General features: G+C 66.8%; 21 protein-coding genes. 8 read left to right on the top strand and 13 right to left on the bottom strand.

What is annotated here, in order from left to right; translation table 11 throughout:
- The first annotated feature begins 44 nt into the window (after nt 1-44).
- The 6 genes from ACZ6SF_RS26290 (at nt 45) to ACZ6SF_RS26265 (ending at nt 4,460) form a co-directional block, all read left to right on the top strand.
- On the top strand, nt 45-1,271 hold the full coding sequence (locus ACZ6SF_RS26290) for a cytochrome P450 (RefSeq protein ID WP_466065390.1): 1,227 nt from the start codon (nt 45-47) through the stop codon (nt 1,269-1,271).
- Complete coding sequence (locus ACZ6SF_RS26285; protein WP_466065388.1) at nt 1,268-1,990, top strand: TetR/AcrR family transcriptional regulator; 723 nt, start codon at nt 1,268-1,270, stop codon at nt 1,988-1,990. The genes ACZ6SF_RS26290 and ACZ6SF_RS26285 overlap by 4 nt, the downstream gene beginning before the upstream one ends.
- 84 nt (nt 1,991-2,074) lie before the next feature.
- Nucleotides 2,075-2,407, top strand: a complete 333-nt coding sequence (locus tag ACZ6SF_RS26280; protein ID WP_466065386.1) for a WXG100 family type VII secretion target — start codon at nt 2,075-2,077, stop codon at nt 2,405-2,407.
- The gene (locus tag ACZ6SF_RS26275) at nt 2,404-2,700 is read left to right on the top strand and encodes a WXG100 family type VII secretion target (protein ID WP_466065384.1); all 297 of its coding nucleotides are present in this window, start codon (nt 2,404-2,406) and stop codon (nt 2,698-2,700) included. Before ACZ6SF_RS26280 ends, ACZ6SF_RS26275 begins: the two co-directional genes overlap by 4 nt.
- A 3-nt stretch (nt 2,701-2,703) precedes the next feature.
- Complete coding sequence (locus ACZ6SF_RS26270; RefSeq protein WP_466065382.1) at nt 2,704-4,086, top strand: hypothetical protein; 1,383 nt, start codon at nt 2,704-2,706, stop codon at nt 4,084-4,086.
- The gene (locus tag ACZ6SF_RS26265; protein ID WP_466065381.1) at nt 4,053-4,460 is read left to right on the top strand and encodes an SCO4402 family protein; all 408 of its coding nucleotides are present in this window, start codon (nt 4,053-4,055) and stop codon (nt 4,458-4,460) included. The genes ACZ6SF_RS26270 and ACZ6SF_RS26265 overlap by 34 nt, the downstream gene beginning before the upstream one ends.
- Before the next feature lie 484 nt (nt 4,461-4,944).
- Here the strand turns inward: ACZ6SF_RS26265 and ACZ6SF_RS26260 are convergent, their stop codons facing one another.
- The 8 genes from ACZ6SF_RS26260 to ACZ6SF_RS26225 form a co-directional block, all read right to left on the bottom strand.
- Nucleotides 4,945-5,784, bottom strand: a complete 840-nt coding sequence (locus ACZ6SF_RS26260) for a mycofactocin-coupled SDR family oxidoreductase (RefSeq protein ID WP_466065379.1) — start codon at nt 5,782-5,784, stop codon at nt 4,945-4,947.
- Nucleotides 5,777-7,372 (bottom strand): class I adenylate-forming enzyme family protein, encoded by a 1,596-nt coding sequence (locus ACZ6SF_RS26255; RefSeq protein ID WP_466065377.1) that lies wholly within the window; start codon nt 7,370-7,372, stop codon nt 5,777-5,779. The genes ACZ6SF_RS26260 and ACZ6SF_RS26255 overlap by 8 nt, the downstream gene beginning before the upstream one ends.
- Nucleotides 7,372-8,073 (bottom strand): ABC transporter ATP-binding protein, encoded by a 702-nt coding sequence (locus ACZ6SF_RS26250; RefSeq protein WP_466065375.1) that lies wholly within the window; start codon nt 8,071-8,073, stop codon nt 7,372-7,374. Before ACZ6SF_RS26250 ends, ACZ6SF_RS26255 begins: the two co-directional genes overlap by 1 nt.
- On the bottom strand, nt 8,070-8,858 hold the full coding sequence (locus tag ACZ6SF_RS26245; protein WP_466065373.1) for an ABC transporter ATP-binding protein: 789 nt from the start codon (nt 8,856-8,858) through the stop codon (nt 8,070-8,072). Before ACZ6SF_RS26245 ends, ACZ6SF_RS26250 begins: the two co-directional genes overlap by 4 nt.
- Nucleotides 8,859-8,863: 5 nt before the next feature.
- Nucleotides 8,864-9,844, bottom strand: coding sequence for a branched-chain amino acid ABC transporter permease (locus tag ACZ6SF_RS26240; protein ID WP_466065371.1), 981 nt, complete (start codon nt 9,842-9,844; stop codon nt 8,864-8,866).
- On the bottom strand, nt 9,844-10,719 hold the full coding sequence (locus tag ACZ6SF_RS26235; protein WP_466065369.1) for a branched-chain amino acid ABC transporter permease: 876 nt from the start codon (nt 10,717-10,719) through the stop codon (nt 9,844-9,846). Before ACZ6SF_RS26235 ends, ACZ6SF_RS26240 begins: the two co-directional genes overlap by 1 nt.
- Nucleotides 10,716-11,918: an ABC transporter substrate-binding protein gene (locus tag ACZ6SF_RS26230; RefSeq protein WP_466065367.1), complete on the bottom strand. Its 1,203-nt coding sequence runs from the start codon at nt 11,916-11,918 to the stop codon at nt 10,716-10,718. The genes ACZ6SF_RS26235 and ACZ6SF_RS26230 overlap by 4 nt, the downstream gene beginning before the upstream one ends.
- A gap of 118 nt (nt 11,919-12,036) precedes the next feature.
- Nucleotides 12,037-12,714: a TetR/AcrR family transcriptional regulator gene (locus ACZ6SF_RS26225; RefSeq protein WP_466065365.1), complete on the bottom strand. Its 678-nt coding sequence runs from the start codon at nt 12,712-12,714 to the stop codon at nt 12,037-12,039.
- A 257-nt stretch (nt 12,715-12,971) separates the two neighbouring features.
- Between ACZ6SF_RS26225 and ACZ6SF_RS26220 the strand changes: the two genes are divergently transcribed.
- Nucleotides 12,972-14,162: a hypothetical protein gene (locus tag ACZ6SF_RS26220; protein WP_466065363.1), complete on the top strand. Its 1,191-nt coding sequence runs from the start codon at nt 12,972-12,974 to the stop codon at nt 14,160-14,162.
- 220 nt (nt 14,163-14,382) lie between these two features.
- Here the strand turns inward: ACZ6SF_RS26220 and ACZ6SF_RS26215 are convergent, their stop codons facing one another.
- The 4 genes from ACZ6SF_RS26215 to ACZ6SF_RS26200 form a co-directional block, all read right to left on the bottom strand.
- Nucleotides 14,383-16,221 carry a GmrSD restriction endonuclease domain-containing protein gene (locus tag ACZ6SF_RS26215; protein ID WP_466065361.1) on the bottom strand — a complete coding sequence of 613 codons (1,839 nt, stop codon included), beginning with the start codon at nt 16,219-16,221 and terminating at the stop codon, nt 14,383-14,385.
- 383 nt (nt 16,222-16,604) lie between these two features.
- Entirely contained in the window at nt 16,605-17,225 is a 621-nt protein-coding gene (locus ACZ6SF_RS26210; RefSeq protein WP_466065359.1) for an antibiotic biosynthesis monooxygenase, read from the bottom strand.
- Nucleotides 17,226-17,326: 101 nt separating this feature from the next.
- Nucleotides 17,327-18,691 (bottom strand): NtaA/DmoA family FMN-dependent monooxygenase, encoded by a 1,365-nt coding sequence (locus ACZ6SF_RS26205; protein WP_466065357.1) that lies wholly within the window; start codon nt 18,689-18,691, stop codon nt 17,327-17,329.
- 12 nt (nt 18,692-18,703) lie between these two features.
- Complete coding sequence (locus tag ACZ6SF_RS26200; protein WP_466065355.1) at nt 18,704-19,900, bottom strand: LLM class flavin-dependent oxidoreductase; 1,197 nt, start codon at nt 19,898-19,900, stop codon at nt 18,704-18,706.
- Between the two features lie 444 nt (nt 19,901-20,344).
- Between ACZ6SF_RS26200 and ACZ6SF_RS26195 the strand changes: the two genes are divergently transcribed.
- Nucleotides 20,345-21,148, top strand: coding sequence for an alpha/beta hydrolase (locus ACZ6SF_RS26195; protein ID WP_466065353.1), 804 nt, complete (start codon nt 20,345-20,347; stop codon nt 21,146-21,148).
- Nucleotides 21,149-21,226: 78 nt separating this feature from the next.
- Here the strand turns inward: ACZ6SF_RS26195 and ACZ6SF_RS26190 are convergent, their stop codons facing one another.
- A complete protein-coding gene (locus ACZ6SF_RS26190) occupies nt 21,227-22,381 on the bottom strand; it encodes a TIGR03364 family FAD-dependent oxidoreductase (protein WP_466065351.1) in 1,155 nt (384 codons plus the stop codon).
- Nucleotides 22,382-22,545 lie beyond the last annotated feature (164 nt).

The following is a 22,545-nucleotide window of genomic DNA, read 5'->3' as shown; positions in this document are numbered from 1 at the left end:
GTGGTGTGGTTCACTCCTGTTACTGCGTATCCAGAGGAGGAACCGTGACCGCACCGTCCCTGTCCCACGATTTCGATTTCACCGATCCGGACCTCCTCGGCGTCCGGTTGCCGATCGAGGAGTGGGCCGAACTGCGCCGCACCGCGCCGGTGTGGTGGGTCGACCAGCCCGACGGTGTCAGCGGCTTCGACGACGGCGGCTACTGGGTGGTCAGCAAGCTCGACCACATCAAGGAGATCTCCAAGAACTCCGAGGTCTACTCCACCCACGAGAACACCGCGGTGATCCGCTTCAACGGCGAGATCACCCGCGAGGAGATCGAGATCCAGCGCGCCATGCTGGTCAACACCGACCCGCCGGAGCACGACAAACTCCGCCGCATCATCTCCCGCGGCTTCACCCCGCGCGCCATCCAGAGCCTGCGCGACGCTCTGCGCGAGCGCGCCGAGCGGATCGTGCACGACGCCAAGAAGACCGGCGGCGGCGATTTCGTCGAACAGGTCGCCTGCGAACTGCCGCTGCAGGCCATCGCCGAACTCCTCGGTGTGCCGCAGGAGGATCGCGGCAAACTCTTCGAGTGGTCGAACCAGATGATGGGCTACGACGACCCCGAGTACGCCGATAGCTACAAGATGGCCAACGCGCAGGTCATGGGCTACGCCTGGAACCTCGCCGAAGAGCGTCGCGGCTGCCCCGCCGACGACATCATCAGCCAGCTCCTGAGCGCCGATATCGACGGCGAGGCCCTGAGCTCGGAAGAATTCGCCTGGTTCGTCATCCTGCTCGCCGTCGCCGGTAACGAGACCACCCGCAACGCCACCACCCACGGGATGAAGGCCTTCGTCGACAACCCCGAACAGTGGGAGCTGTACCGCGCCGAACGCCCCCGCACCGCCCCCGACGAGATCGTCCGCTGGGCCACCCCGGTGATCGCCTTCCAGCGAACCACCCTGCAGGACACCGAACTCGGCGGTCAGGAGATCAAGAAGGGCCAGCGCGTCGGCCTGTTCTACGCCTCCGCCAACTTCGACGAGGACCACTTCACCAACCCCTTCGAGTTCGACTGCACCCGCAACCCGAACCCGCACGTCGGTTTCGGCGGCACCGGCACCCACTACTGCGTCGGCGCGAACCTCGCCCGCCTGCAACTGGACCTGATCTTCAACGCCATCGCCGACGCGATGCCGAACCTGCGTCAGGTCGCCGAACCCGTTCGGCTACGGTCGGGTTGGCTCAACGGAATCAAGAACTGGCAGGTCGCCTACGAATGACACCCCCCGCGCGGCGGGGCCGGATGCCCGCGGTCAGTGACGCGGACATCCGGCGCGTGGCCGCGGAACTCCTGGTCGCCGACGGCGCGGAGGCATTGACCCTCCGCGCCATCGCGCGTGCGCTGGGTATCACCGCACCCGCCCTCTACCGCTACTACCCGTCCCGGGAAGACCTGCTCGCCGCGCTGCGCCGCGATATCTGCGTCCGGCTGGCCGAAGACCTCGCCGCGCAGGTCGCCGAACTGCCCGATGACGGTGTGGTGCGATTGTTCGCCATCTGCCGCGCGTTCCGGCGCTGGGCGCTGGTGCACCGCAACGAGTTCACGCTGGTGTTCGCGTCGCCGGCGGAGGACGGGGAGGGAACGGTCCGTCGCTTCGACGAATCGTTCGGCCTGGTGTTCCTGGAGGCGGCCGGAAAACTGCTCGCGGCCTACGATCTGGCCACTCCGCCGGTCGAGTCGATCCCGGAAGCGTTGCGTACCGACCTGCTGGCGTTCCAGGGGGAACTGCTGGGATTGCTGGCGGGGTCGGATCAGAAGTTCCCTGCCGAGAAGTTCGATCTCGGGGTGGCGTATCTGATGATGACGGTGTGGGTGCGGCTGTACGGTCACGTGACGCTCGAGGTCTTCGGGAACTACCCGATGCCGGTCAGCGACCCGGACGTCCTGTTCGACGCGGTCCTCACCGACCTCGCGGCGGGCATGGGTCTCACCACCTGACCAGGTGATTCGATCCGGCTCATAGGCGGCCAGGGGGTTTGCCGGACGGTGTTCTCCGCCGGTGGGTCCTGATAATCTCGCAGGATGGTTGATTCAGGGGGGAATCCGAATCCTGCCGGCGATGTCACGGTGGTGCCGGAAGAGGTTCGGGCAGTAGGACAGTTCGTCGCCGATATCGCCCGGAATCTGCGATCCGGCCTGGATTCGGCGAGCACCGAAGTCGATGCCCTGCTCGCCGACGGATGGCGGGGTGACGCCTCCGACGAATTCAGTGGTGGGTGGATCGAACTCCGCGACGGCGGCATCAAGATCCTACAGGCGCTCGACGGAATGGCCGCCGAATTGGGAGTCCAGGCCGGCACCTACGAGACCACCGACGACGGTATCGCCCAGCAGTTCCCGAGCCTGAACCTGTGAACCCGGAATTCACGGTCGATCTCGAACGGCTCGACCAGCTGATCACCCGTCTGTCGAACCTGGCCGGGTACCTGACCGAACAACTCGACCTCATCGACGACAAGGTCGCCGGCCTCGACGGAGCCTGGGAAACCGTCGCCGCCGACGCCTACCGCGACGCGCACCGTCTGTGGTCCACCGGCGCCCGCGAATTCGCCACCGGCCTGGCCGATATCAGCGACGCCGCGCGCACCTCACATACCCGCTACACCAACGCCGCCGCCGTCAACAAGAAGATGCTGCAGGGCGGGTGAATCATGGCGTGGGTCATCGACTCGGGCATGTACTACGCCGCCGCCGATAGATGCCACCTGCTGGCGGGCGACATCACTCTGGCGCTCGGTCCGCTGCTCAGCACACTCGTGCACGAGTCCGGCGGCATGGCAGGTGACCACGAATCATCCTTGCAGTGGACCACCGACTACAACCGACACGCCACCGATATCGTCACCCTCGCCGCCACCCTGGCCAACGCCCTCCAACGCTTCGGCGACGTTCTCGCTGCGAACGGCTACAACTGGTGGCACTCCAACCGCGCCAGAGCAAGTGGACCGGAACCGGACCGGCCCACCGCCTCGGAACCACTCTACGACTCGGGGATGGCACTTCCGACCAGCGCCAAAAATGACAATGGCCCGGGTCTCGACGAAGGCGCGGTCGTCGGGCTGCTCACACAGGTCGGAAGAATTCCCAACGGAGACGTCACCAAGCTCGGCAAAGCCAAGGACGCGTGGGAAGCCTTCGCGAAGCACGCCACCATTACGGGCGCGGCCGATCGGATCAAAGGGATCAACGCCGCCTTCACCGGCAGTACCGACCCGAATATCACCGAGATCGAGTCCAAGCTCACCACCTTGACCCGGGCCGCCGAAATGCTGGCCCAAGCCTCCGCAGCGCTGGTCACACCGGTCGGCGAACACCGCGACGCGCTCCAGGAAATGCGCGACAAAATCGAGGCCGACGTCGCCGCTGCTACCAAGGAGATGGCCGCCGCCGTCCTCATTACTGTCGGCATCGTCGCCGTCGCCGCCGTCTTCAGCGCCGGTCTCGCCGCCCCGGCGGCCGCGGGTGGCGGGGCCGTAGCCACCGTCGAGATCGTCACCGCCACCGCGAACGTCATCAAGAACACCGTCACCATCAGCCGTCTACTGGCCATCTTCGGCTCTGTCGTCGTCGCAGGCACGGCGTCCGGCGCTTTCACCGCCATCCCCGACATCACCACCAACGGCATCAACGCCGCCATTGCCTCCATCGCCGCAATGGCTGTCCACATAGCCGACGACGGCGACGACAGCGCTGTGAATGACTCGTCCCAGGAAACGACGGCTGCCTTTCCTCCACAGGAAGCAGTCGATAAGGTCCCGGATGAGTGGGGCCCCGGGCAACCCAACAGGAAGAAGGAAGGAGAGCGGTGGCTCGATCCGGAGAATCCTCAGGGCAATGGCGTGCGGATAGACAAGGGTGATCCTTCGAGTCCGAATCCGTCGCAGCGCGTCGATCATGTCGTCGTCCGCACGGACGGAAAGGTTCTGGGTCCAGACGGGCAACCGATTCCCCCGGGTGAGCCGATCAAAGACCATCCGGAAGCTCATATTCCCCTCAGTGAATGGCTCAAGTGGAGGAGCTGGAATCAGCCATGAGTGTGCGTTATCCGGAAATGCGGGTCCAGGTACTCAGTGCGGTTGGCGCGTTGGCGGATCGTGAGTACCAGCAGCGCGTTTGGATCGATCGGATCTATCCGCACGATAAGTACTATGATGATCTCGATCTCAACATAAATATTCTCTACGATGATGCAGCTGTGCTTCCTGATCCCGAAACGGCACTGGGTACGATTCTAGTGGATTCTGTAGAGGTGGATGCTCTTCGATTGCTTGCCGAACAGTTGGATCCGATAATCGATGAACTGGGCGACATGTCTGATTCTCGATATCTTGCGCACCCTCAATGGCCCGGTGTGGTCTCTGCTGCCCGGTCCGCTCTCGAGGTGATGAGATCCGCGAGAGGCTCGTGATGGATTACCGGCACTATGCAGATCATGATGCCCTGAGGTGTATTTTCCTGGAGGACAGCTATGTACTGGATATCGGTGAGGGTTCGGGGTGTCTATGGTTCATGCTCGAGGCGGTTGCAACTCCGGAAAACCCCAGGTACTCCCCACCGAGACGTGGTGAACAGTACTGCTATATCGACAGTGTTCTGATCTTCGAAGGTATTACCAGGTCGAAATGGGAAAGAAGGTCGTTCCGGAAATATGCAGACGCCTCTGGATGCGAAGACTACGGCAATATAGATTCCCTCGTAGCTCTCGATTGGGGCTACCGAGTTGAAGGGGATTGGGGATCCGTGCGCATCTGGAGCAGCGAACCTCCCGATCTGCGCCCCCTTCGATTCATGACCTGAGTGTCCGATGCGGCTGATTCTGCTTGTGTGGTCACCAAGCCGATGGAGCGTGTGACGAGTCGTTGCGCTCGACAATCGGGTCGAGGATGTCCCGCTCAGGGCATTCGGGCGGAGGCACCGAGGCCGATCTCGAGGACCGAACCGGTGACGTATCGGCCGGAATCGCCGACTAGGTGATCGACGGCGTCGGCGATCGCCTCGGGCGGGCACCACGGGATGCGCATGGGGCTCATGCGGGCGTAGCGGTCGACGACCTGGTCGCGGGTGGGATCGTCGAGGTCGGGGGCGAACAGTGAGTACATGGCCGGGTTGTGGAGCATGGGGGTGTCGACGTTCGTGGGGCATACCACGTTCGCGGTGATGCCTGTTTCCGCGTATTCGAGGGCAACGGATTTGACGAGGCCGATCACACCCCATTTCGACGCCGAATAGTGGGCGAGGTTGGGGGTTCCCTGCCGCCCGCTCATGGAGGAGATGGCGACGATCCGGCCCGCGCCGGCGGCGGTCATATGGGGGAGTGCGGCTCGGACGCAGTGGAAGGTTCCGGTCAGATTCGTGGCGAGCATATCGGCCCACATCGCGTCGGATATATCGGCGGCCGGGGCGAATCCGACGATGCCCGCGCAGGTGACGAGAATATCCGGCCCGCCCGACTTCGCGGCGATCTCCTCGATGAGTGCGGTGACGGCGCCGGAATCCCGGACGTCGAGGACGGCCGACCGGCAGGTGCCGCCGTCGTCGCCGATCAACCGTGCCGTCTCGGCGAGGTCGTCGCCGGTGGCCAGCGGATAGGGGGCGGTGTCGCCGGGGGAGCACAGGTCCGTGATCCAGACGGTGGCGCCGCGGCGGGCCAGTGCCCGGGCGATCGCGCGACCCTGTCCGCGGGCGGCTCCGGTGACGAGGGCGGTGCGTCCGTCGAGATCCCGGTCAGTCATCGGCATAACTCCTCTCGGCTTCCTGCTTGACCTGTGCTTTCGCTATCTTTCCGCCGGGAGCGAGGGGCATCTCGCCGACCACCAGCAGTCGTTCCGGTAGGTATTCCCGGGTGATTCCCCGGTCGCGTAGCCAGGTGTTCAGCTCATCGAGCGTCAGGGCGGCGGCGTCCGGAGACAGTGTGACCACAGCGCACAGGCGTTCGCCGAAGATCGGATCCGGAATCCCGACCGCGGCCACCATTTCCACCGCCGGATGTTCGCGGACGAAATCCTCCACCTCGAGTGCGGAGATATTCTTGCCGCCGCGAATGATCAGATCCGCGAGGCGGCCGACCACGCGCAGCCGGTCGGATTCGTCCACTTCGACGATATCCCCGAGCAACACCCAGCCGTCCTCGGTGAACAGTTCGGCGTTCGCGGCGGCGTCGTTCCAGTAGCCGGGGGAGACCAGCGGTCCGCGTACCGCGGGTTGCCCGCGCCGGATGCCCGGTCCGGGGTTCGTGCCGTCGTCGAGGATCCGGACATTCATCTCCTCGATGAGGTGCCCGCCGGTGCCCAAGCGGGTTTCGTCGTCGTCGGCGATGGTGGTGGCACTGGCCGCGCCGGTCTCGTTGGAGCCGTAGAACTGGAGGACCAGTGCCCCGGTGGCCTGTTCGAAACGTTCGGCCTCCGCGTAGGGGACGGCCTCACCACCGGTGAACATGACCCGCAGCGTCGCGGCGCGGGACAGTTCCCCGCCCGGTGTCTGCAACATCATGCGGAACTGGGTGCTCACACACATGAGAATCGTCGCGTGGTGCTCGGCCATCAGGTCGATCGCGGCGACCGGATCGAACCGGTTCATCACCAGCGCCGGCCGGCCGAGGAGTGCGGGCAGGAAATGCGAGGTCCACAGTCCGAACCCGAAGGGCGCGGGCACGAACGCGGCGACGACCTCCCCGGGCCGCATACCGGCATTGCGGCAGGCGATCGCCGCGAAGGCGTTCCAGCGGCGCTGGGTCTGCATCACCAGTTTCGGGCGGCCGGTGGTGCCGGAGGTGCTGTTGAGCAGGCAGACATCGTCCACGGAGAATTCCGCCGCGGGGCGGGGAACGGCCGGGGGCCGGCCGTCGGCGCGGCGGGTAGTGATCTCCGTGCCGTCGATCAGGACGAGATCGGCCGGTGTCGCGTTTCTGGCCGCCAGGTCCCGCATGAGGTCCGAAACCGGCCGGCCGCGGTTATCGCTGGTGGTGACGAGCACGGTGGACCCGGACGCCGACATCAGATGCGCCACCTCCGCGACGCCGGAGCGTGCCCCGACGGCGACCGCGAGTATCCCGGCCCGATAGAGGCCGACCAGCGCGGCGTGGAATTCGGCGGTATCGGGCAGATACACCGTGGCAGCGGGGATATCACCGAGCGCGCGAAGTGATTCGCAGACCTGGTCGGCGAGCGCGTCGTACTCGGCCCAGGTGGTGACACCGTCCGGGCTGATGTAGGCGGGTTCGCCGCCCGAGGTCCGGGCCCGGTGCCGGACCAGCTCGCTCACCGAGTAGCCGGTGAAGGTCTCCGGAGCGGAGGTGAATTCGGCGAGAGGCGCGGTGTCCATCACAGAGCTTCCTCCAGGACACCCATGGCGGCCCGGTACGCGGTGGCGAGATCACCGGAGTTCGTCTCCGGACCGGATAGGGCGCCGCGGATCATCACGTAGCCACGGTCCACGATCCGCTCGACCCGATGCAGGGCGGGTTCCGCCACGATCACCGTGATCCCGGAATCCGCCAGCTCGCGGACCCGGTCGAGTAGTTCGCCGGCGATCTTCGGTGACAGACCGGTGGTCATCTCGTCGAGCAGCAGCGCCTTGGGCGGGACGAGCAGGGCGCGGGCGAGCAACAGCATCTGCTGTTCGCCGCCGGAGAGTACGCCCGCGAGTTGCTTCGAGCGGGTGCGCAGAATCGGGAACCGGTCGAACGCGCTGTCCAGCACGGTGTTACGAACACCGAGCACCCGTGCGCCGATCTCCAGGTTCTCGCGCACCGTGAGCCGCGGGAACAACTGCCGTCCCTGCGGGACGAACGCGACCCCCGCGCGCAGCCGGTGCCGGGCCGCGGTGCCGCCCAGGTCGTTGTCGCCGAGCGTGACGGCGCCGCGTGCGGGTGTGCTCCCGAACAGCGCCGAGAGCAGGCTCGACTTCCCGGCTCCGTTCGGCCCCACCACCGCCGTGACAGCGCCGGAGGGCGCGTCGAGTGATACGTCCTGGACCGCGACGGCGTTTCCGTAGCGGACGGTCAGTCCCCGGGCGGTGATCATCGAGCCTCCTCGGTGGGCGCAGTCCCGAAATACACGGACCGCATCTGCTGGCTGCGCATACAGTCCCGCGGGGTGCCGGTGAACGCGACGGCGCCGTCGGCGAGCAGGACGACGGAGTCCGCGAGTTCGGCGATCAGATCGATATTGTGATCGATCAGGACCACCGAGCGCCCGGCGTCGCGGACCCGGCGGACCGCACGGGAGATCGCGGCGATGCCGTCGGTATCGGAACCCGCGAACGGTTCGTCCAGCAGGAGTACCCGGGGTTCGGCGGCCATGGCGCGCGCGATCTCGACGAGTCGCTGGGATCCGAGTCCCAGGCTGCCGGTGGGGACCCGCTCGGTGGTGACCCCGTATTCGTCGGCCAGCGCCGCCGCGCGTGCCAGCGCCGAACGGGGTGTGCCGGCGACCCCGCGAACCAGGGCACGAAGCGAGGCGGCGTAGGACCCGATCGATCGGCCGACGACACCGGGCACGATGTTCTCGACCGGAGTGAGTTCCATGGCCAGCTGCGGATGCTGGAACGTCCGGGCCAGCCCCGCGCGTGCCCGTGCCGCGGGCCCGGAACGCAGGGCGCGGCCGTCCACTTCCACGGTGCCGGCGCTCGGGGTCTGGGTGCCGACGATGCAGTCGACCAGCGTGGTCTTCCCCGCGCCGTTGGGTCCGATCAGTCCGAGGACCCGGCCGGCGGGCAGCGCGAAACCGACGTCGTCGACGGCCGTCACCCCGCCGTAGTGTTTGGTCAGCCCGGTTACCGACAGCAGGACCGGAGACGCTGTAGCCATCGTTGTCACTTCCTGTCCAGTACGCGGGACGGCAGGAGCCGCGGCAGGATCCGGCCCGCCCAGCCGATAACCCCGCCGGGCGCGAGCAGCAGGATCACCAGCACCACCACCGCCAGCAGTAACTCACCCGAGCCCTGATATCCGGGCATGTTCAGCGTGACGACCACGACGATCAACGCGCCGAGCGGAGCACCCCAGGCCGAACCACGGCCCCCGATGATCGGCATGAAGATGGCGAGGAACACCAGGTCCAGCCCGAACGTCTCCGGGGTCACCGCCTGCACGGACGCGGTGAACAGCGCGCCCCCGGTCGCGGCGATCGCCGCGCCGACGGCCAGCGCCACCACCGTCAGATGGGTGGGGGAGATGCCCGTGGACTGCACCGCGGGCGCGTTCTCCCGCGCGGCGGCCAGGGCGATCCCCCAGGCCGACCGGCGCAACCGGTCGATGAGAACCGCGACCGCGCAGACGAAGACGATCGCGGCGACCACCTGCGCGTAGCGCGGCGGATCCCAGCCGAACAGGGAGGGGACCGGGATTCCGGAGATACCCGAGGCTCCGCCGGTGATCGTGGTCGTGTCACCGAGCCAGTGCTCGAAGGCGATGGCGAACAGCAGGGTCACCGCGGCGAGATAGAAACCCGACAGCTTCCGGGTCGCGACCGCCAGAACGAGGGCGACCACGGCGGCGATCAGCATCCCGGCCAGCCAGCCCCACCACGGTGAGACTCCCTGTTTCACCGAGAGGTAGGCCACCGCGTAGGCGCCGATCGCGGCGTACGCGCTGTAGGCCATGGACAGCGTCCCGGCCACCACGAACGGCAGGTACATCCCGAGCGCCACCAGCGCATAGGTGGCGGCCAGGAAAACCAGGTCCTGCCGGTACAGGCTCGGCCCCATCCAGAGCAGTACGACGGCGAGGACGGCGAGGCTGATGCCCAGTTCGCCGAACGCGGTCCGCGCGGCGGGTTTGACGGCGACGCTCATCACACGCGCACCTTTCGCTGGAACAGGCCTTCGGGACGGAAGGCGAAGAACACCAGGGCGATCAGGAAGATCGCGATCGAACTTCCGGTCGCGCCGAAATAGAAGCTGCCGAACACCTGCACCCACCCGAGTACCAGCCCGCCGATCAACGGCGCCCACGGTTTGCCGGTACCGCCGACCACCAGCGCCAGGAACCCGGTGAGCGTCCAGGACAAACCGCTGGTGAACTGGGCGCCGGATTTGGCGGCGAACACGATTCCGGCGATCGCGGCCACGGCCCCGGAGATACCGAACGCCCACAACCGGACCCGATTGACATCGACGCCGATCATCCGCGCTGCCTCGTGGTTGTCGCCGACCGCACGCAGTAGCTGTCCGGTGGCGGTGCCACGCAACCACCAGACCGTGGCGAGCAGGACGATCAGGGTCGTCACGATAATCGTCGCCGTCGTGCCCTGCACCGATACCGGACCCACCTGGAAATCCGGCACCGGGAACAGATTGGCCACCGCCACCGGGGTCCGGCCGAACACCGTGCCCGCGAGCTGCTGGATGGCGAAGAGTGTCGCGGTGACGGCGACCAGTGCGGGCAGTTCGGCCCCGCCGCCGCGTCGCTGGACGGGCCGCACCACCACGACCTCGGTGAGCAGTGAGATACCCACGGCAACCGCGATTCCGAGTACCGCACCCACCGGGATCGGCACGCCCCACCGAGCGGCCGCGTATCCGGTGAGCATCGCGGCGGCCATCGCGTACGGGCCGGCCGCGAAGTTGAAGAACGACGCGCCCACCACGACCAGGTAGATCGATAGTGCGACGAGGGCGAAGAAGCAGCCGATCTCGGCTGCGGCGAGCCACAACTGGAGGTCGCTCATCGTCGGGCTCCCTGCGGAGTGCACTCCGGCTGGTACCGCTCCCACGGCCCGGCCGGGACGTTGTCCGCGCCGAACTCGACGAGCACCAGCCCACAGGCCGAATCGGGGGCGATGTGGTCATCGGGGGAGAAGGACAGGGTCAGCGGGGTCTGGCCGAAGCTCGCCGGAACATCGCGAACCCGTTGCATCGCGTCGTTGAGGCGGTGCGGGTCGGTATGGGTTCCCGCGAGTTCGATCGCACGGGCCAGCAGCATCACCGAGTCATAGGCCTGTGCGTCGTAGGCCGTCAGAGAGTAGTCGGGCCCTTTGACGGTGCGCAGCCAGGATTCCAGCTCGGCGGTCCGGGGATTGTCGTCGCTGAGGCTGCCCATGTAGACGAGACCGTCGAGGGAGCCGGGTGCGGCGAGTTTCCACGATTCGGGCTGGTTACCGATCGAGGCCAGCGAGAACCGCTGGAGTTTCGGGGCCAGCCGGTGAATCGTGTTCTGGGCCAGTAACTCGAAATGCCCACCGACGCTGGCGACCAGCACCACATCCGGATCGCTGTCCAGCAGCCGGCTGGTCGCGGCGGTGAGGTCGGCGGTGTCGACGGCAGCCTTCTGCGTACTCACGACATCGATGCACTCGGTGAGCTTCGGGGACAGTGTCGCGAGGATGCCCGCGATCGCCGGACTGGAATCGGCGATGATGCCGAGCCGCTTCTTGCCCTGCGCCGCGAACGCCCCGCAGTAGACCTCCGCGTACTGGGCCAGCGGATTCGGCACCATATAGGCGAACTCGTTGCCCGGCGCCCCCGCGACCGCGTCGGTCAGCGAGGTCGGCGCGATGGTCACGATCTCCGTCGACTGTGACACCTGCTTGGCCTGCAGTGCCGAGCCGCTGCCGGTGGCGAGAATGATCGCGGACGCGCCCTGATCGACGAGTTTGCGGATGATCGAGGGCGTATTCGTCGGACTGCTCTCGTCGTTCTCCACCACCAGGCGGACCTCTTTGCCGCCGATTCCGCCTTCCGCGTTGAGTTTTCCGACCGCGGCGCGCACGGTGTCACCGGCGATCGTCGAATACGACGCACCCGGCCCGGTCGAATCCTCGTCCATCCCGAGGACGATGTACTCGTCCACCGGCTCCCGTACCTGGGCACATCCCGCCGATATCAGAACCGCGGCCAGCACTCCGGAAAGAATCCGGGTCCGTCTCATGAGCTACCACCGATCGAACACACTGAATCAAGCAACCGCTTGGTTCTAGCCAAGCGATTGCTCGATAGTGTGTCCTGCGCCACTCCCGCTGTCAATGCCTTCGCGGCGGCGGATCCGCCTACGAGTCGGTGAGCAGGGCGTTCGAGAGTTGTTCGAGACGGCGCTCGATGCGGTCGAGCCGGTCGGCCACCGAGTCGCCGGACGTTCCGCTGTCCGCCCGGGCCTCCGTCGCCGCACCCCCGTCGACGAACGCGGCGACGACGGTATCGGTCACCTCGTCCTGCCGCTCGGACAGATGCTCCCGGTGATAGCGGATCGACCACCACACGCCCTCGCGCAGCATCCGCGCGAACTCCACCGGGTCCAGCCCCGCCCGCAATTCACCGTCGGCACTCGCCCTGGTCGCCGCATCGATCCAGAAGGTATGCGCGGTGCGGACCGCCTCCGCGATCTCCGCCGGAGCGTCCGGGCCGTGGTAGGCCCTCTCGTTCTGGTAGATCTCCGTGGCGTACGGGTGCGCGTCGGCGATCTCGATCGACGAGTGGACCAGGGCTCGCAGTTCCTCGCGCATCCCGTTGACGTGCGGAAGCACCGAGCGGTAGCGGGCGTTCAGGTCGATCAGGAAATCGTTGAGGATCGCGAAGGCGATGGCGTCCTTGGACGGGAAATGGTGGTACAGGCTGCCGGACAGCATGCCGACACCCTCGGCGATATCCCGGACGCTGGTGCCCGCCACCCCGTTCTCGACGAACAGGCCGGCGGCCACGCGTTTGATCTGATCTCGGCGGTTACCCACGCGGTCATGCATACCGGGGGCGGGGGGTGGTGTCGAGAACCGGCTCTGCTCGGTGAAGTGTGGGGTACTGCCGGTGGCTGCGGTCGCGGGCGTGGATTGGGACGGCTTGCGGTTGCAGCCGGGCCCTGGCACCGCCGGACGCCATCGGACTCTGCAGCCGAACCATCGAACTCAGTCGCACCAGTGCGGCACAATCATCGTCGGGAAGAGGAGCGGGCTCCCGCCTGTCGACTGCGGGTTTCAGGGAAGGGCTGCACATGGATGATCAGGTCTCGGGTCGGTCGGCAGAGGCCACCGGAGAGCGTACGGCCGACTTGGTGGTTGTCGAGGACGACTTCGGCGTCGCGCTCGTAGGGCCCGAAGAGGCGATCGCCGCGTTCACCAGAGACTGGGATGTCTCGCCGGTGCCGGTCACGTCGGGAATGGCTCTGGCGCAGGCGGCGGTGAAGATATTCGGTTCCCGTCCCGTTGGTTCGGCGTATCTGATCGGGCGAGCTGTGCAGTCGCCGCGTGAGAAACCCGTTGTGACGTACCACCGTATGGTTCGAGACCCTAAGAATAGCTACAAGATCGTGTCGCACTCCCGCATCCCGAATCCGGCTGCTTTCGGGTCCCATACGGCTGCCCTTGTCGCATTGGAAGCTGCGATGGGTGCGCAGTTCGACAAGATCCACGAGCATCTCGATGTGATCGAAGACAAGCTCGACGAGGTGCTCCGACTGGCCTCGGCCGAACGGATCGGCGATATCTACGGGCACCACCGGCTGCTGGCCCGGAAGGTTCAGGCGTTGGCGAGTGGTGATGCGCTGTCGGCCACCGATTGGTCGTCGGTGGCAGGCCTGGGCCCTGACCTCGAAACCGGGGTCGAGCGACTGCGGGTGCACGCGGTGAAGCAGTTGGAAACGCTGACGGCTGGGAGCAGTCCGTCGAAGCGTGCCGATCAACTCGAATCGGTGCTGCGAAAGAATCGACTCGATGAGACGCTGCAACTCCTGGTAGTAGCGCAGAAATCGCTGTTCCTGTGGCAAAAATTGAGGCTCGAACAGGTACGAACGATCGAACCCGACCACCTGGACCAGACTCTCGTCAGCGCTCGCGCCATTCTGCGTGAGCAGTACACCGCAGACACCGATCTGGTGGGCCGGCTGCGCGAAGTGATCGGTACCCAGGCGGTTCTGAAACCCAGCGAGGCTCACCACAAACTCGTCGCACGGAAGTTGACCAGGCAGCGCACGGACCTCGAGGAACTGCTCGATCGGTTCGTCGCATCACGCAATCTGCAAGTGGGTCTGTGGGATCCCGCCGAGCACGCCACTATCGCCGAGGCGCTTAACGCCGCGAAGACCAGGACAGCCGCCCTGGTGACCTCCGGTCGTCGCAGGCTTGCCCGTGGCGCCGTAGGGGTCGCGGCGTGGATCGAGCCGACTGAGAACGAAACGAATACGTAGCTTCACACGATCCGGGTGCACGGTTGTTCGACACGGCGCACCGCGACCGCGCGCAGCGAAAGAGTCTCTGTGAGCTTCACATCCCTCCATTTTCGGTCGCGATCATGAAGATTAGAGCTCACCCCTGGGCACCCGAGTCGGCCGGATCAGCTACACGTACACGTTGCACGAGACTCAACTGTCGCCGGTCATGGTCGATGCCGCAGTGGTGCCGGTGAAGTCATTCGACTTCATCGCGCAACTCCTCGATTTCCGAGATCTCGAATCGGGCGGAGTCTTCCTCCGCCCCGTGACCCACGTCTCGCGGGACTGCCTTGCCCATCGCTTTCTCGACGAGTTCACATAGGTGTGTGCGCCTGCGTGCGAAGTAGGCGTCGAAATCGTCATTGCGCAGGTGCTCGGCAGGCACCAGATGGGCCTCGACCAGGTCATTCAGTCGACCGGAGGTGATCTGCGCCTTCTTTTCGATCTGCGTGAGATAGACCGAAGGAGCCGACCCGCCGATAGTACGGTTCGTGACCGCCGAGATGGCGGTCTTGTTCACGATGCTTTCCCGCCGCTCGTCGTCGATTTTCTGACTGTCACACCATTTCTTCGGGAAGATGTGATGGATGTCGACGGCCAGGCTCGTGTATTGCACCTTGTCGAGCGCCTTGTCTTCCATCCAGTCACGGGCCTCGTTGCCGAGCAACAGCGCGTAGATGCCCTTGTATGCAGCCGCCTGGCGTGTGCGGAGGGAATGAAGGCGGGATTCGACGAATGTCGCATCGTTGACGGTATTGGGGATCTGCGCGGCCGCATCGCCCCTTGCCCACCCCGGAACTTGTTCCAGATCGCGAACGAAGCGAGTCTCTATCGCGCCGCCGTACAGTTCACCGAGGATTCCGCACCAGAACCAGCGCACGAGTTTCTCCCGGGGGCCCAGTAGGTCGGCCTCTCGGCCCATGACGACCCGTATCGCGGCCAGCGGCACCAGCTGCTTCGGATAGGGAAGGAAGCGGGTGCCGAAGATGTGCCGGTCGGCAAGGAAGTCCGACACCCAGATGAATGCCTCCCGCAACGGTGGAGCCCATTCGAGGTAGTCGTCCAGCGTCAGCTTCAACACATCTTCGCGCTTGGCGGAAATCGCCGGGGGACGCTTGCCCGAGTATTCGAGGTTGCGCCTTCGGGTGGCGAGAAGCGTAACAGCCTGTAGGAAGTCGGTGTTCTCCAGCCCGGAAAGCGCCGGGTGAGAGGCGAACTTCGACTGTGTTTCCTTCCAGTCGTCGTTGAGCCGGAAGTCTGTCCCGTGGTCTCGGAAATAATCCGCATCACCAGCGAACGCGGCGGTGAGAAGTTCGAACACATTCAGCGACAATCCGCCGACATTCACCTTCTCGAAGACCGTCGCGACTGCCGACTTGCTGGTGCTCTTGTCCAGTTCTATCGCTGGGATGTTGTATGAAGCAGCCGGTTTCAGAATCGCGCTGTTGAATTCTCGCACCAGATCGCGATCCTCGTACTCGAAGAGCCAGGACATGGCGTCGCCGAAGATCAGGGATACCGGAAAAAGCCCCGCGGCCCGCTCCTTGTCCGGTGTGGAAACATCTCGAAGGATGTCCTTGCCGAAATTGGTGCGCTCGATCCCGTCGCCGGGAAGGGATAAGACCGCTTCGTCCAAGCGATCTTCCCCCTGTACTGCCAGGGACATGTCGATGTAATAGCGACGGTCCATCCGCTTGCCGCGACTGTCCATCGTATGAACGACACCCTCGCCGGTGAGTGCTTGGGTGAGGGAGGTCAGCCGCTGCTGGCCATCGAGCAGCAGAGACTCGGCGGGCGTACCGGGATCGACGTTCGTGCCTTCGATCGGCCGCGGTTTGAACCGGATCTGGTCGTTTCCCGTCTCGAGGAGCATCACCACGCCGAGCGGGTGACCGCGCAGGATGGTGACGAGCAGCTGGCGGATCCGCTCGTCCTCCCATTTGTATCCGCGCTGGAAGTCGGGGAGCTGGATTTTCCCGCATATTGTTCGTTCGAGGTAGTCGCTCAGTTCGTACAGCGGTGTTTGAAAACCCACTCGCGGCCTCCGGTCTTGCGGGAAGGCACGAATTCGATTCGTGCAGGGGTCGATTCGGTACAGCAGGGTCAGCGTAGTGGATGACCGAGTATCGCGCGGCCGGTCGCCGCTCGGTAACCCATGTGTCCGCTTGGCTCGTCCCAAGCCGGGATGACACCGGGTGCGGTGGATGGGGTTCGCCGATATCAATGATTTGACGGTTCAAGTCACCGTGCTCATGGATCCCGTCTTGATGCGTCCTCACCGGCCGAGCACGGGTCTCCTCGTCGAACTTCCGCGGTGCCGCATAGCTGACGGTCGCTGCCATTGCTCGCCGGTGGGCACGGTTGGTGGGGCCGGATTCGGAGGGAACTCCGGCCCCGGTCAGCTGTGTTTTATCGAGGTCAGGCCATTTCCGGGACGCGGAGGTGGGCAAGGGCCAGTTCGAATTCGCGGACGTCGAGGGCTTCGACTCCGGTGCGGCGGGCGGCGTCGACGCGCAGGGCTGCCGACTGCTCGCGGCCCGCTCGCATGGCTTCGGCGGTGTCGTAGGTGGTGCAGGAGACGGCGCGGCCGGATTTGCGGTTGATCATGAGACTCGCGCTGCAGAACCCTTCCAGGTCCTCCATGGCGGGCAGGGTGGCGGCGCGGTAGATCTCGACGGCGGACTCGAGGCGGCTGGGATCGGTTTTGACCCAGGTCGCGCGGACGCAGGCGCCTTCGCCGGTGTGGTGGGCGCGGTGCAGGCCGGCGATCTCCCATTCCTCGACCTGCGCGCCGCCGCCGAAGATGGCGAGCATGCGGTCGCGGATCGGGCCGACCTGGTCCATGCTGTCGTGCATGGCGTCGGCGGACTCCCAGGCGCTGGTGGCGATGCAGTGGCCGTTGTCCCGGTCGACCAGCAGGGACAGGCCGACGCAGCCGGGGATTTCCCGGAGTGCGGGCAGGACGCTCTCTCGCATATGCGCAATCCCGGCGTCGATGGCCGAGGGCTGCGCCTGAATGGTGGTAGATCGGGCGAACACGATCCACCCCCTCTCTGCTCGGGGCAACGCCCCGGTGGCGCCACCGGTCTCTTCACCCTGCTCTCCTGCGGTCGTGGTGGCAAGGGGCTGCCGGGTTCCGCCTAACCGGCCGTAACCGTGGGCGCGGCGGACGGCAGGGGGAGGCCGAGGTTGTCGCGGAGGGTGGTGCCGGTGTACTCGGCGCGCAGGACGCCGCGGTCCTGGAGCAGGGGGACCACTTGGTCGACGAACTCGTCCAGTCCCCAGGGGACCAGGTGGGAGCCGAGGATGAAACCGTCCGAGCCGTCGTCGCGGACGAAGGTGTCGATATGCTCCGCGACCTGGGCGGGTGTGCCCACGAGCGGTCCCCGTTCGAACTGGTCGATCACGACTTCACGGAGGGTGAGTTTCTTCGCCTCGGCGATCTCGCGCAGGCGCCGGACCGTGGCGAAGCGGTCCTGGTGCAGGAACGCGCGTCCCTGGATGATCGGCGGGGCGTCGGGGTCGGGATCGATTTCGGGTACCGGGCCCTCCGGGTCGTAGCCGGACAGATCGCGGTTCCAGATCTGTTCGAGCAGGATCAGCGCCGTCTGTCCGGTGACCTGCTCGTCCCGGATCGCGTGGTATTTCTCCACGGCGTCGGCCTCGGTGTCGCCGAGGACGAAACTTGCCGAGGGCAGGATCTTGATCTCGTCGGGCGCGCGGCCCGCGGCGGCGGCGCGGGTTTTGATATCGCGGTAGAAGTCGGCGGCCTCCGGGAGCTTGCCGTAGGGGGAGAAGATCGCATCGGCATTGGCGGCGGCGAAATCGCGGCCCTGCGGCGAGACGCCGGCCTGCAGGATCACCGGGCGGCCCTGCGGGCTGCGCGGGACGGTGAAACGGCCGGAGATATCGAACTGCTCGCCGTGGAAGGCGAACGTTCCGGCTTCCGGACGGTTCAGGAAACGGCCGGATTCCTTGTCCGCGACGATATCCCCGTCCGCCCAGGAGTCCCACAACCGCCGGACCGCGGTCACGGTCTCCCCGGCCCGCACGTACCGGTCGGCGGGGTCCAGGAAACCGCCGCGGCGGAAGTTCGCGCCGGTGAACGCGTCGAAGGAGGTCACCACGTTCCAGGCGGCGCGGCCGCCGGACAGATGGTCGAGACTGGCGAACCGGCGGGCCAGTTCGTAGGGCTCGTTGAAGGTCGCGTTGATCGTGCCGGCCAGGCCGAGATGGTCGGTGACCGCGGCGAGCGAGGCGAGGACGGTGAAGGTGTCCGGGCGGCCGATGATGTCCTGGTCGAAGATCCGGCCCGCGCGTTCGCGCAGGACGAGACCCTCGGCGAGGAAGAAGAAGTCGAATTTGCCGCGCTCGGCGGTGCGGGCGGTGTGCTCGAAGCTGCCGAATTCGATCTGGCTGCCGGCTTCGGGGTGCCACCAGGCGGTGTGGTGGTTGACGCCGCCGAGATAGGCGCCGAGGATGACCTGCTTGCGGGGAGTGCTCATGGTGACCTCGTTTCAGGCGGTCGCGTAACGGTTGGGGACGGTGGTGGGCAGGCCGAGTAGCGCGCGCAGGGACTCGTCCGGGTATTCCGTGCGGAATACACCGCGGCGCTGCAGCAGAGGAATCAGTTCGTCGGTGAGGGCGCCGAGATCGTCGACGGCGACACCTGGTCGCAGCCGGAATCCGTCGACTCCCCGATCGCTCCAGTCGGCGAGCAGATCGGCGAGCGATTCGGCGCTGCCCGCGAAGATCGCCGCGTCCGAGGCGAAGTCGAGGCCGGCGGTCTCGTTCAACCTGGCCAGGCGGCTCGGCCCCGGCTCCGCGGCGGTATCGAGGAACACCACGAGATCGGCGTAGGCGCGCAGCGGTTCACCGCCGCGGCCGATCCGGGCGGCGGCCGTGGCGACCTGTTCGAGTATCGGCCGGGGTCCGGTGTCGAGGGTCGGTGTGACGAAGACGAGATCGGCGCCGCGCGCGGCGAATTCGTAGATCAACGGCGCATGGGCGAGTGCGGCCACCACCGGCTGCCCCTGCGGCGGCCGCGGGGTGATCGACGGCCCCCGGACGCTGAAATAGCGGCCTTCGAAATCGATGTAGTGCAGTTTGTCGCGATCGATGAACCGCCGGGTCGCGATATCGCGGATCTCGGCGTCGTCCTCCCAGCTGTCCCACAGCCGCCGGACCACGTCCACGGCGTCGGCGGCCTCCGCGAACAATTCGTGTACGGGCTCGGGAAAGGTGCCCTCGGTATGGGCCCGGGCGATCTCGGTACCCGTGAGTTCGGGGACGGTGCGGCGTCCGAAATGAGCCGCTTCCGCGGCTGTCGCCGATATGCGGGCCTGCCAGCCCGCCCGGCCGTTCGAGGTGTAGTCGAGCGTCGCGACCGCCGTGGAGATATGGAACGGTTCGGTGTGGGTGGTGGTCACGGTCGGGATGAGACCGATACCCCGGGTGACGGGGGCGAGGCGGGCGGCGATCAGATGGGCGTCGATTCTGGCTCCGACGCGGTCCGCCGTGGCGCCGGAACCGGGAACCGCCAGGCTGTCCTCGATGCTGATGAAGTCGAACAGCCCGCGCTGTGCGGTCGCGGCGAGGTCGGCCCAGTATCCGGGGGTGAAGAGTTCGGCCGGTCTGGAATTCGGCTCCCGCCATGCGGCCGGATGCGAGCCGGCCCCGTCCAGCGCGACGCCGAGATGTAGTTGCTGTGCCATGGTCTCCCGTTCCCTGTGCGTACGCGAGTGGTGTGGAGTGAACGCCGGACCTCCGGTGCACGGGGTGGTTCCGGCTGCGGTCCGGCATGCCGTGGGGTTCGGGCGGGATCGCCGTCACGATCTCGCGGTTACCGGTCCCGGCTGGCCAGGGCCCCTGCGGTGACCCGCGTGCGGCTCCGGCCGTGCCCGGGCGCCGGTGGTGTCAACGATTCGGATCAGAGCGAGCCGGGCGGGAATGTGGTCGGTGGCGAAGGGTTCGTCGAGCGTCCCGTTCCCGGCGCCGGCGACCGCCGATCACGACCTGGTCGCGGGCTCGCAACGAACCCTGTGCCGGTGGACCCGCCGCGTTACACTGGCTAGCCGTATCGCTTCTGCGGCGCCCGGAGTCATGGCGCCGGCCTGCTCGAATTCGTGAGAAACCGATCGAGACCGGACAGGGAAACCATGACCATCATCCGCATGCTGCGTACCGCTCTGTTCGCCCTGATCCTCGCGCTGGTCGCGGCGACCGCCGCCGCCGTTCCCGCGGCGGCCGCGCCGAAGCCGACGGTGGTGCTGGTGCACGGCGCCTTCGCCGACCCGACCAGCTGGGACGGGGTCGCCGCGCAACTGCGCGGTCAGGGGTATCAGGTCCTCACTCCGGAGAACCCCTTGCGCGGGCCCGGGTACGACGCGGCCGCCATCCAGCGCACCCTCGATACCGTGGAGGGTCCGATTGTGCTGGTGGGGCACTCCTACGGCGGGTTCGTGATCACGAATGTGCACGACCCCGATATCCGGTCCATGGTGTATGTGGCGGCCTTCGCGCCGGCTCAGGGGGAGGTCGCGCAGTTGCTGCTCGACCCGATCCGCTTCCCGGGCAGCGAACTGCTGCCGCCGACATTGCAGGTGGAACTGGTGGACGATCCGCAGGGGGTCGCGGGACGCAATCTGGACGGCTATGTGGCGCCGGATCGCTTCCACGATGTGTTCGCCCAGGACGTCGACGACGCGACCGCGGCGCAGATGCTCGCGCATCAGAAGTCGATCGCGGTGGTGGCCAATGTCCAGCCGTCCGGTCCGCCGTCCTGGGCGGAGAAGCCGAGCTGGTATGTGGTGTCGGGGCAGGACCGGGTGATCCCGCCGGCCTCGCAGCGTTTCATGGCGGGGCGGATGGGCGCGCAGACCAGCGAACTCGACTCCTCGCACGCCTCGCTGGTATCGCATCCGGGTGAGATCACCGCGACCATCGTCACCGCGGCCGGATAGCGGCGCGGGTCCGGATTCCGGGCGGTCCGGTGCCGTACGGCACCGGACCGTTCGCGTTCGCCGCCGGGCGTTCCCGGCTCAGACCAGATCGTCGAGCACGGTGGGGGCCAGACCCAGGGCCGTGGTCATCCCGATCCCCGAGGTCACCGAGACGACCCGGACGCCGGGCGCCGGGGTGGCGATCAGGAAATCGGTGGCGGGGGAGTCGGCGTAGACGCCGCGCCAGCGGCGCCGCACCGTGAGCCGCTCGGTGGCGAACAGCCGGGCGCCCTCGCGCAGCACCAGCTCGCTCACCCATTCCTCGTCGAACGGGAGATGGGTGCGGGCGTAGTGGTGGGTATCGCCCAGGACGATCGACCCGTCGGGGCGCTGGGTGAGCATCAGGTTCATCACGACCTCGAGCGTTTCCGGGGCCCGCTCGGTGATCTCGGCACGGACCCGCGCCGCCGCCGAGGTGGCGGCCAGGCCGCCGTAGCGGAGCATGGAGTGGCCGGTGAGGACGGCCGGGGCGATTCGCACCTCGCCGGGCGGGGCGACCTCGAGCATCTGCAGGCGGCAGCGGCGCACACCGTGCTCTTCGGCGATCGCGGGGAACAACCGGTCGATATCGTGACCGGTGGCGTGCACGATCGCGGTCGCGGCCAGGTCGCCGCGGGCGGTGTGTACCGCGCCCGCCGAAACGGCGGCGGCCTGGGTGTGCCAGGTGAAGGTGACGCCGCGGGCGGCCAGCCAGGCGGCGAGGGCGGGGACGGCGGCGCGCGGGTCGACTCGCAGGTCCAGCGGCAGGTGGGCGGCGCCGGTGACAGCACTGTCCGGGTGGGCGGCCGCCGGGAACATCCGGCCCGCCTCGTCGCGGGTCAGCAGGCGGGCCTGATCGCTGCCGCGTTGCGCGGCGAACTCCTCGAGGACCGCCTGTTCGGCGTCGCCGCGTGCCACCACCAGCGTGCCCGCGCGGGCGACCTCGAAGCCGGCGAGTTCGCCGAGCCGCAGCCATTTCTCGCGGGCGGCCCACGCGTAGTCGAGCGCGATTCCGGTCTGCGGGGTGGCGCAGATATGCCCGAAATTGCGGATCGACGCCCCCACCGCGCGGGCGTCGCGTTCGACCACCGCGACCCGCATACCGCGTTCGGCGGCATCGACGGCGTGGGCGAGGCCGACGATCCCGGCGCCGACGACGGCGAGGTCGACGGGGCCGTCCGGGAGGGCGGAGGTGGGTTCAGGGGAGACCGGCATGGGTGAAGCGTGGCATCGCGGACCGGCCGCATCAAGGAGCTTCGGCAACTTGTATAGATAAGTTCACCGGATGTTCGAGCAGTTGGCGGCGCTGTCTCTGGTCCTCGCTGCGCTGTCCGGCGATACTTGTCTGGTCAAGAATGCCTCCGCTGAGGCCGACCCGA

The organism is Nocardia sp. NPDC049935 (assembly GCF_055586645.1).
Note: the sequence above shows the minus strand (reverse complement) of the source record. Positions and strands in the feature narration are given on the sequence as shown.

Coding starts and splice junctions, on each gene's coding strand:
- ACZ6SF_RS26190 (WP_466065351.1), bottom strand. CDS start 22,381: ATGCCGGTCTCCCCTGAACCCACCTCCGCCCTCCCGGACGGCCCCGTC.
- ACZ6SF_RS26240 (WP_466065371.1), bottom strand. CDS start 9,844: ATGAGCGTCGCCGTCAAACCCGCCGCGCGGACCGCGTTCGGCGAACTG.
- ACZ6SF_RS26235 (WP_466065369.1), bottom strand. CDS start 10,719: ATGAGCGACCTCCAGTTGTGGCTCGCCGCAGCCGAGATCGGCTGCTTC.
- ACZ6SF_RS26250 (WP_466065375.1), bottom strand. CDS start 8,073: ATGATCACCGCCCGGGGACTGACCGTCCGCTACGGAAACGCCGTCGCG.
- ACZ6SF_RS26205 (WP_466065357.1), bottom strand. CDS start 18,691: ATGAGCACTCCCCGCAAGCAGGTCATCCTCGGCGCCTATCTCGGCGGC.
- ACZ6SF_RS26220 (WP_466065363.1), top strand. CDS start 12,972: ATGGATGATCAGGTCTCGGGTCGGTCGGCAGAGGCCACCGGAGAGCGT.
- ACZ6SF_RS26245 (WP_466065373.1), bottom strand. CDS start 8,858: ATGGCTACAGCGTCTCCGGTCCTGCTGTCGGTAACCGGGCTGACCAAA.
- ACZ6SF_RS26230 (WP_466065367.1), bottom strand. CDS start 11,918: ATGAGACGGACCCGGATTCTTTCCGGAGTGCTGGCCGCGGTTCTGATA.
- ACZ6SF_RS26200 (WP_466065355.1), bottom strand. CDS start 19,900: ATGGCACAGCAACTACATCTCGGCGTCGCGCTGGACGGGGCCGGCTCG.
- ACZ6SF_RS26285 (WP_466065388.1), top strand. CDS start 1,268: ATGACACCCCCCGCGCGGCGGGGCCGGATGCCCGCGGTCAGTGACGCG.
- ACZ6SF_RS26260 (WP_466065379.1), bottom strand. CDS start 5,784: ATGACTGACCGGGATCTCGACGGACGCACCGCCCTCGTCACCGGAGCC.
- ACZ6SF_RS26270 (WP_466065382.1), top strand. CDS start 2,704: ATGGCGTGGGTCATCGACTCGGGCATGTACTACGCCGCCGCCGATAGA.
- ACZ6SF_RS26265 (WP_466065381.1), top strand. CDS start 4,053: ATGGCTCAAGTGGAGGAGCTGGAATCAGCCATGAGTGTGCGTTATCCG.
- ACZ6SF_RS26280 (WP_466065386.1), top strand. CDS start 2,075: ATGGTTGATTCAGGGGGGAATCCGAATCCTGCCGGCGATGTCACGGTG.
- ACZ6SF_RS26195 (WP_466065353.1), top strand. CDS start 20,345: ATGACCATCATCCGCATGCTGCGTACCGCTCTGTTCGCCCTGATCCTC.
- ACZ6SF_RS26255 (WP_466065377.1), bottom strand. CDS start 7,372: ATGGACACCGCGCCTCTCGCCGAATTCACCTCCGCTCCGGAGACCTTC.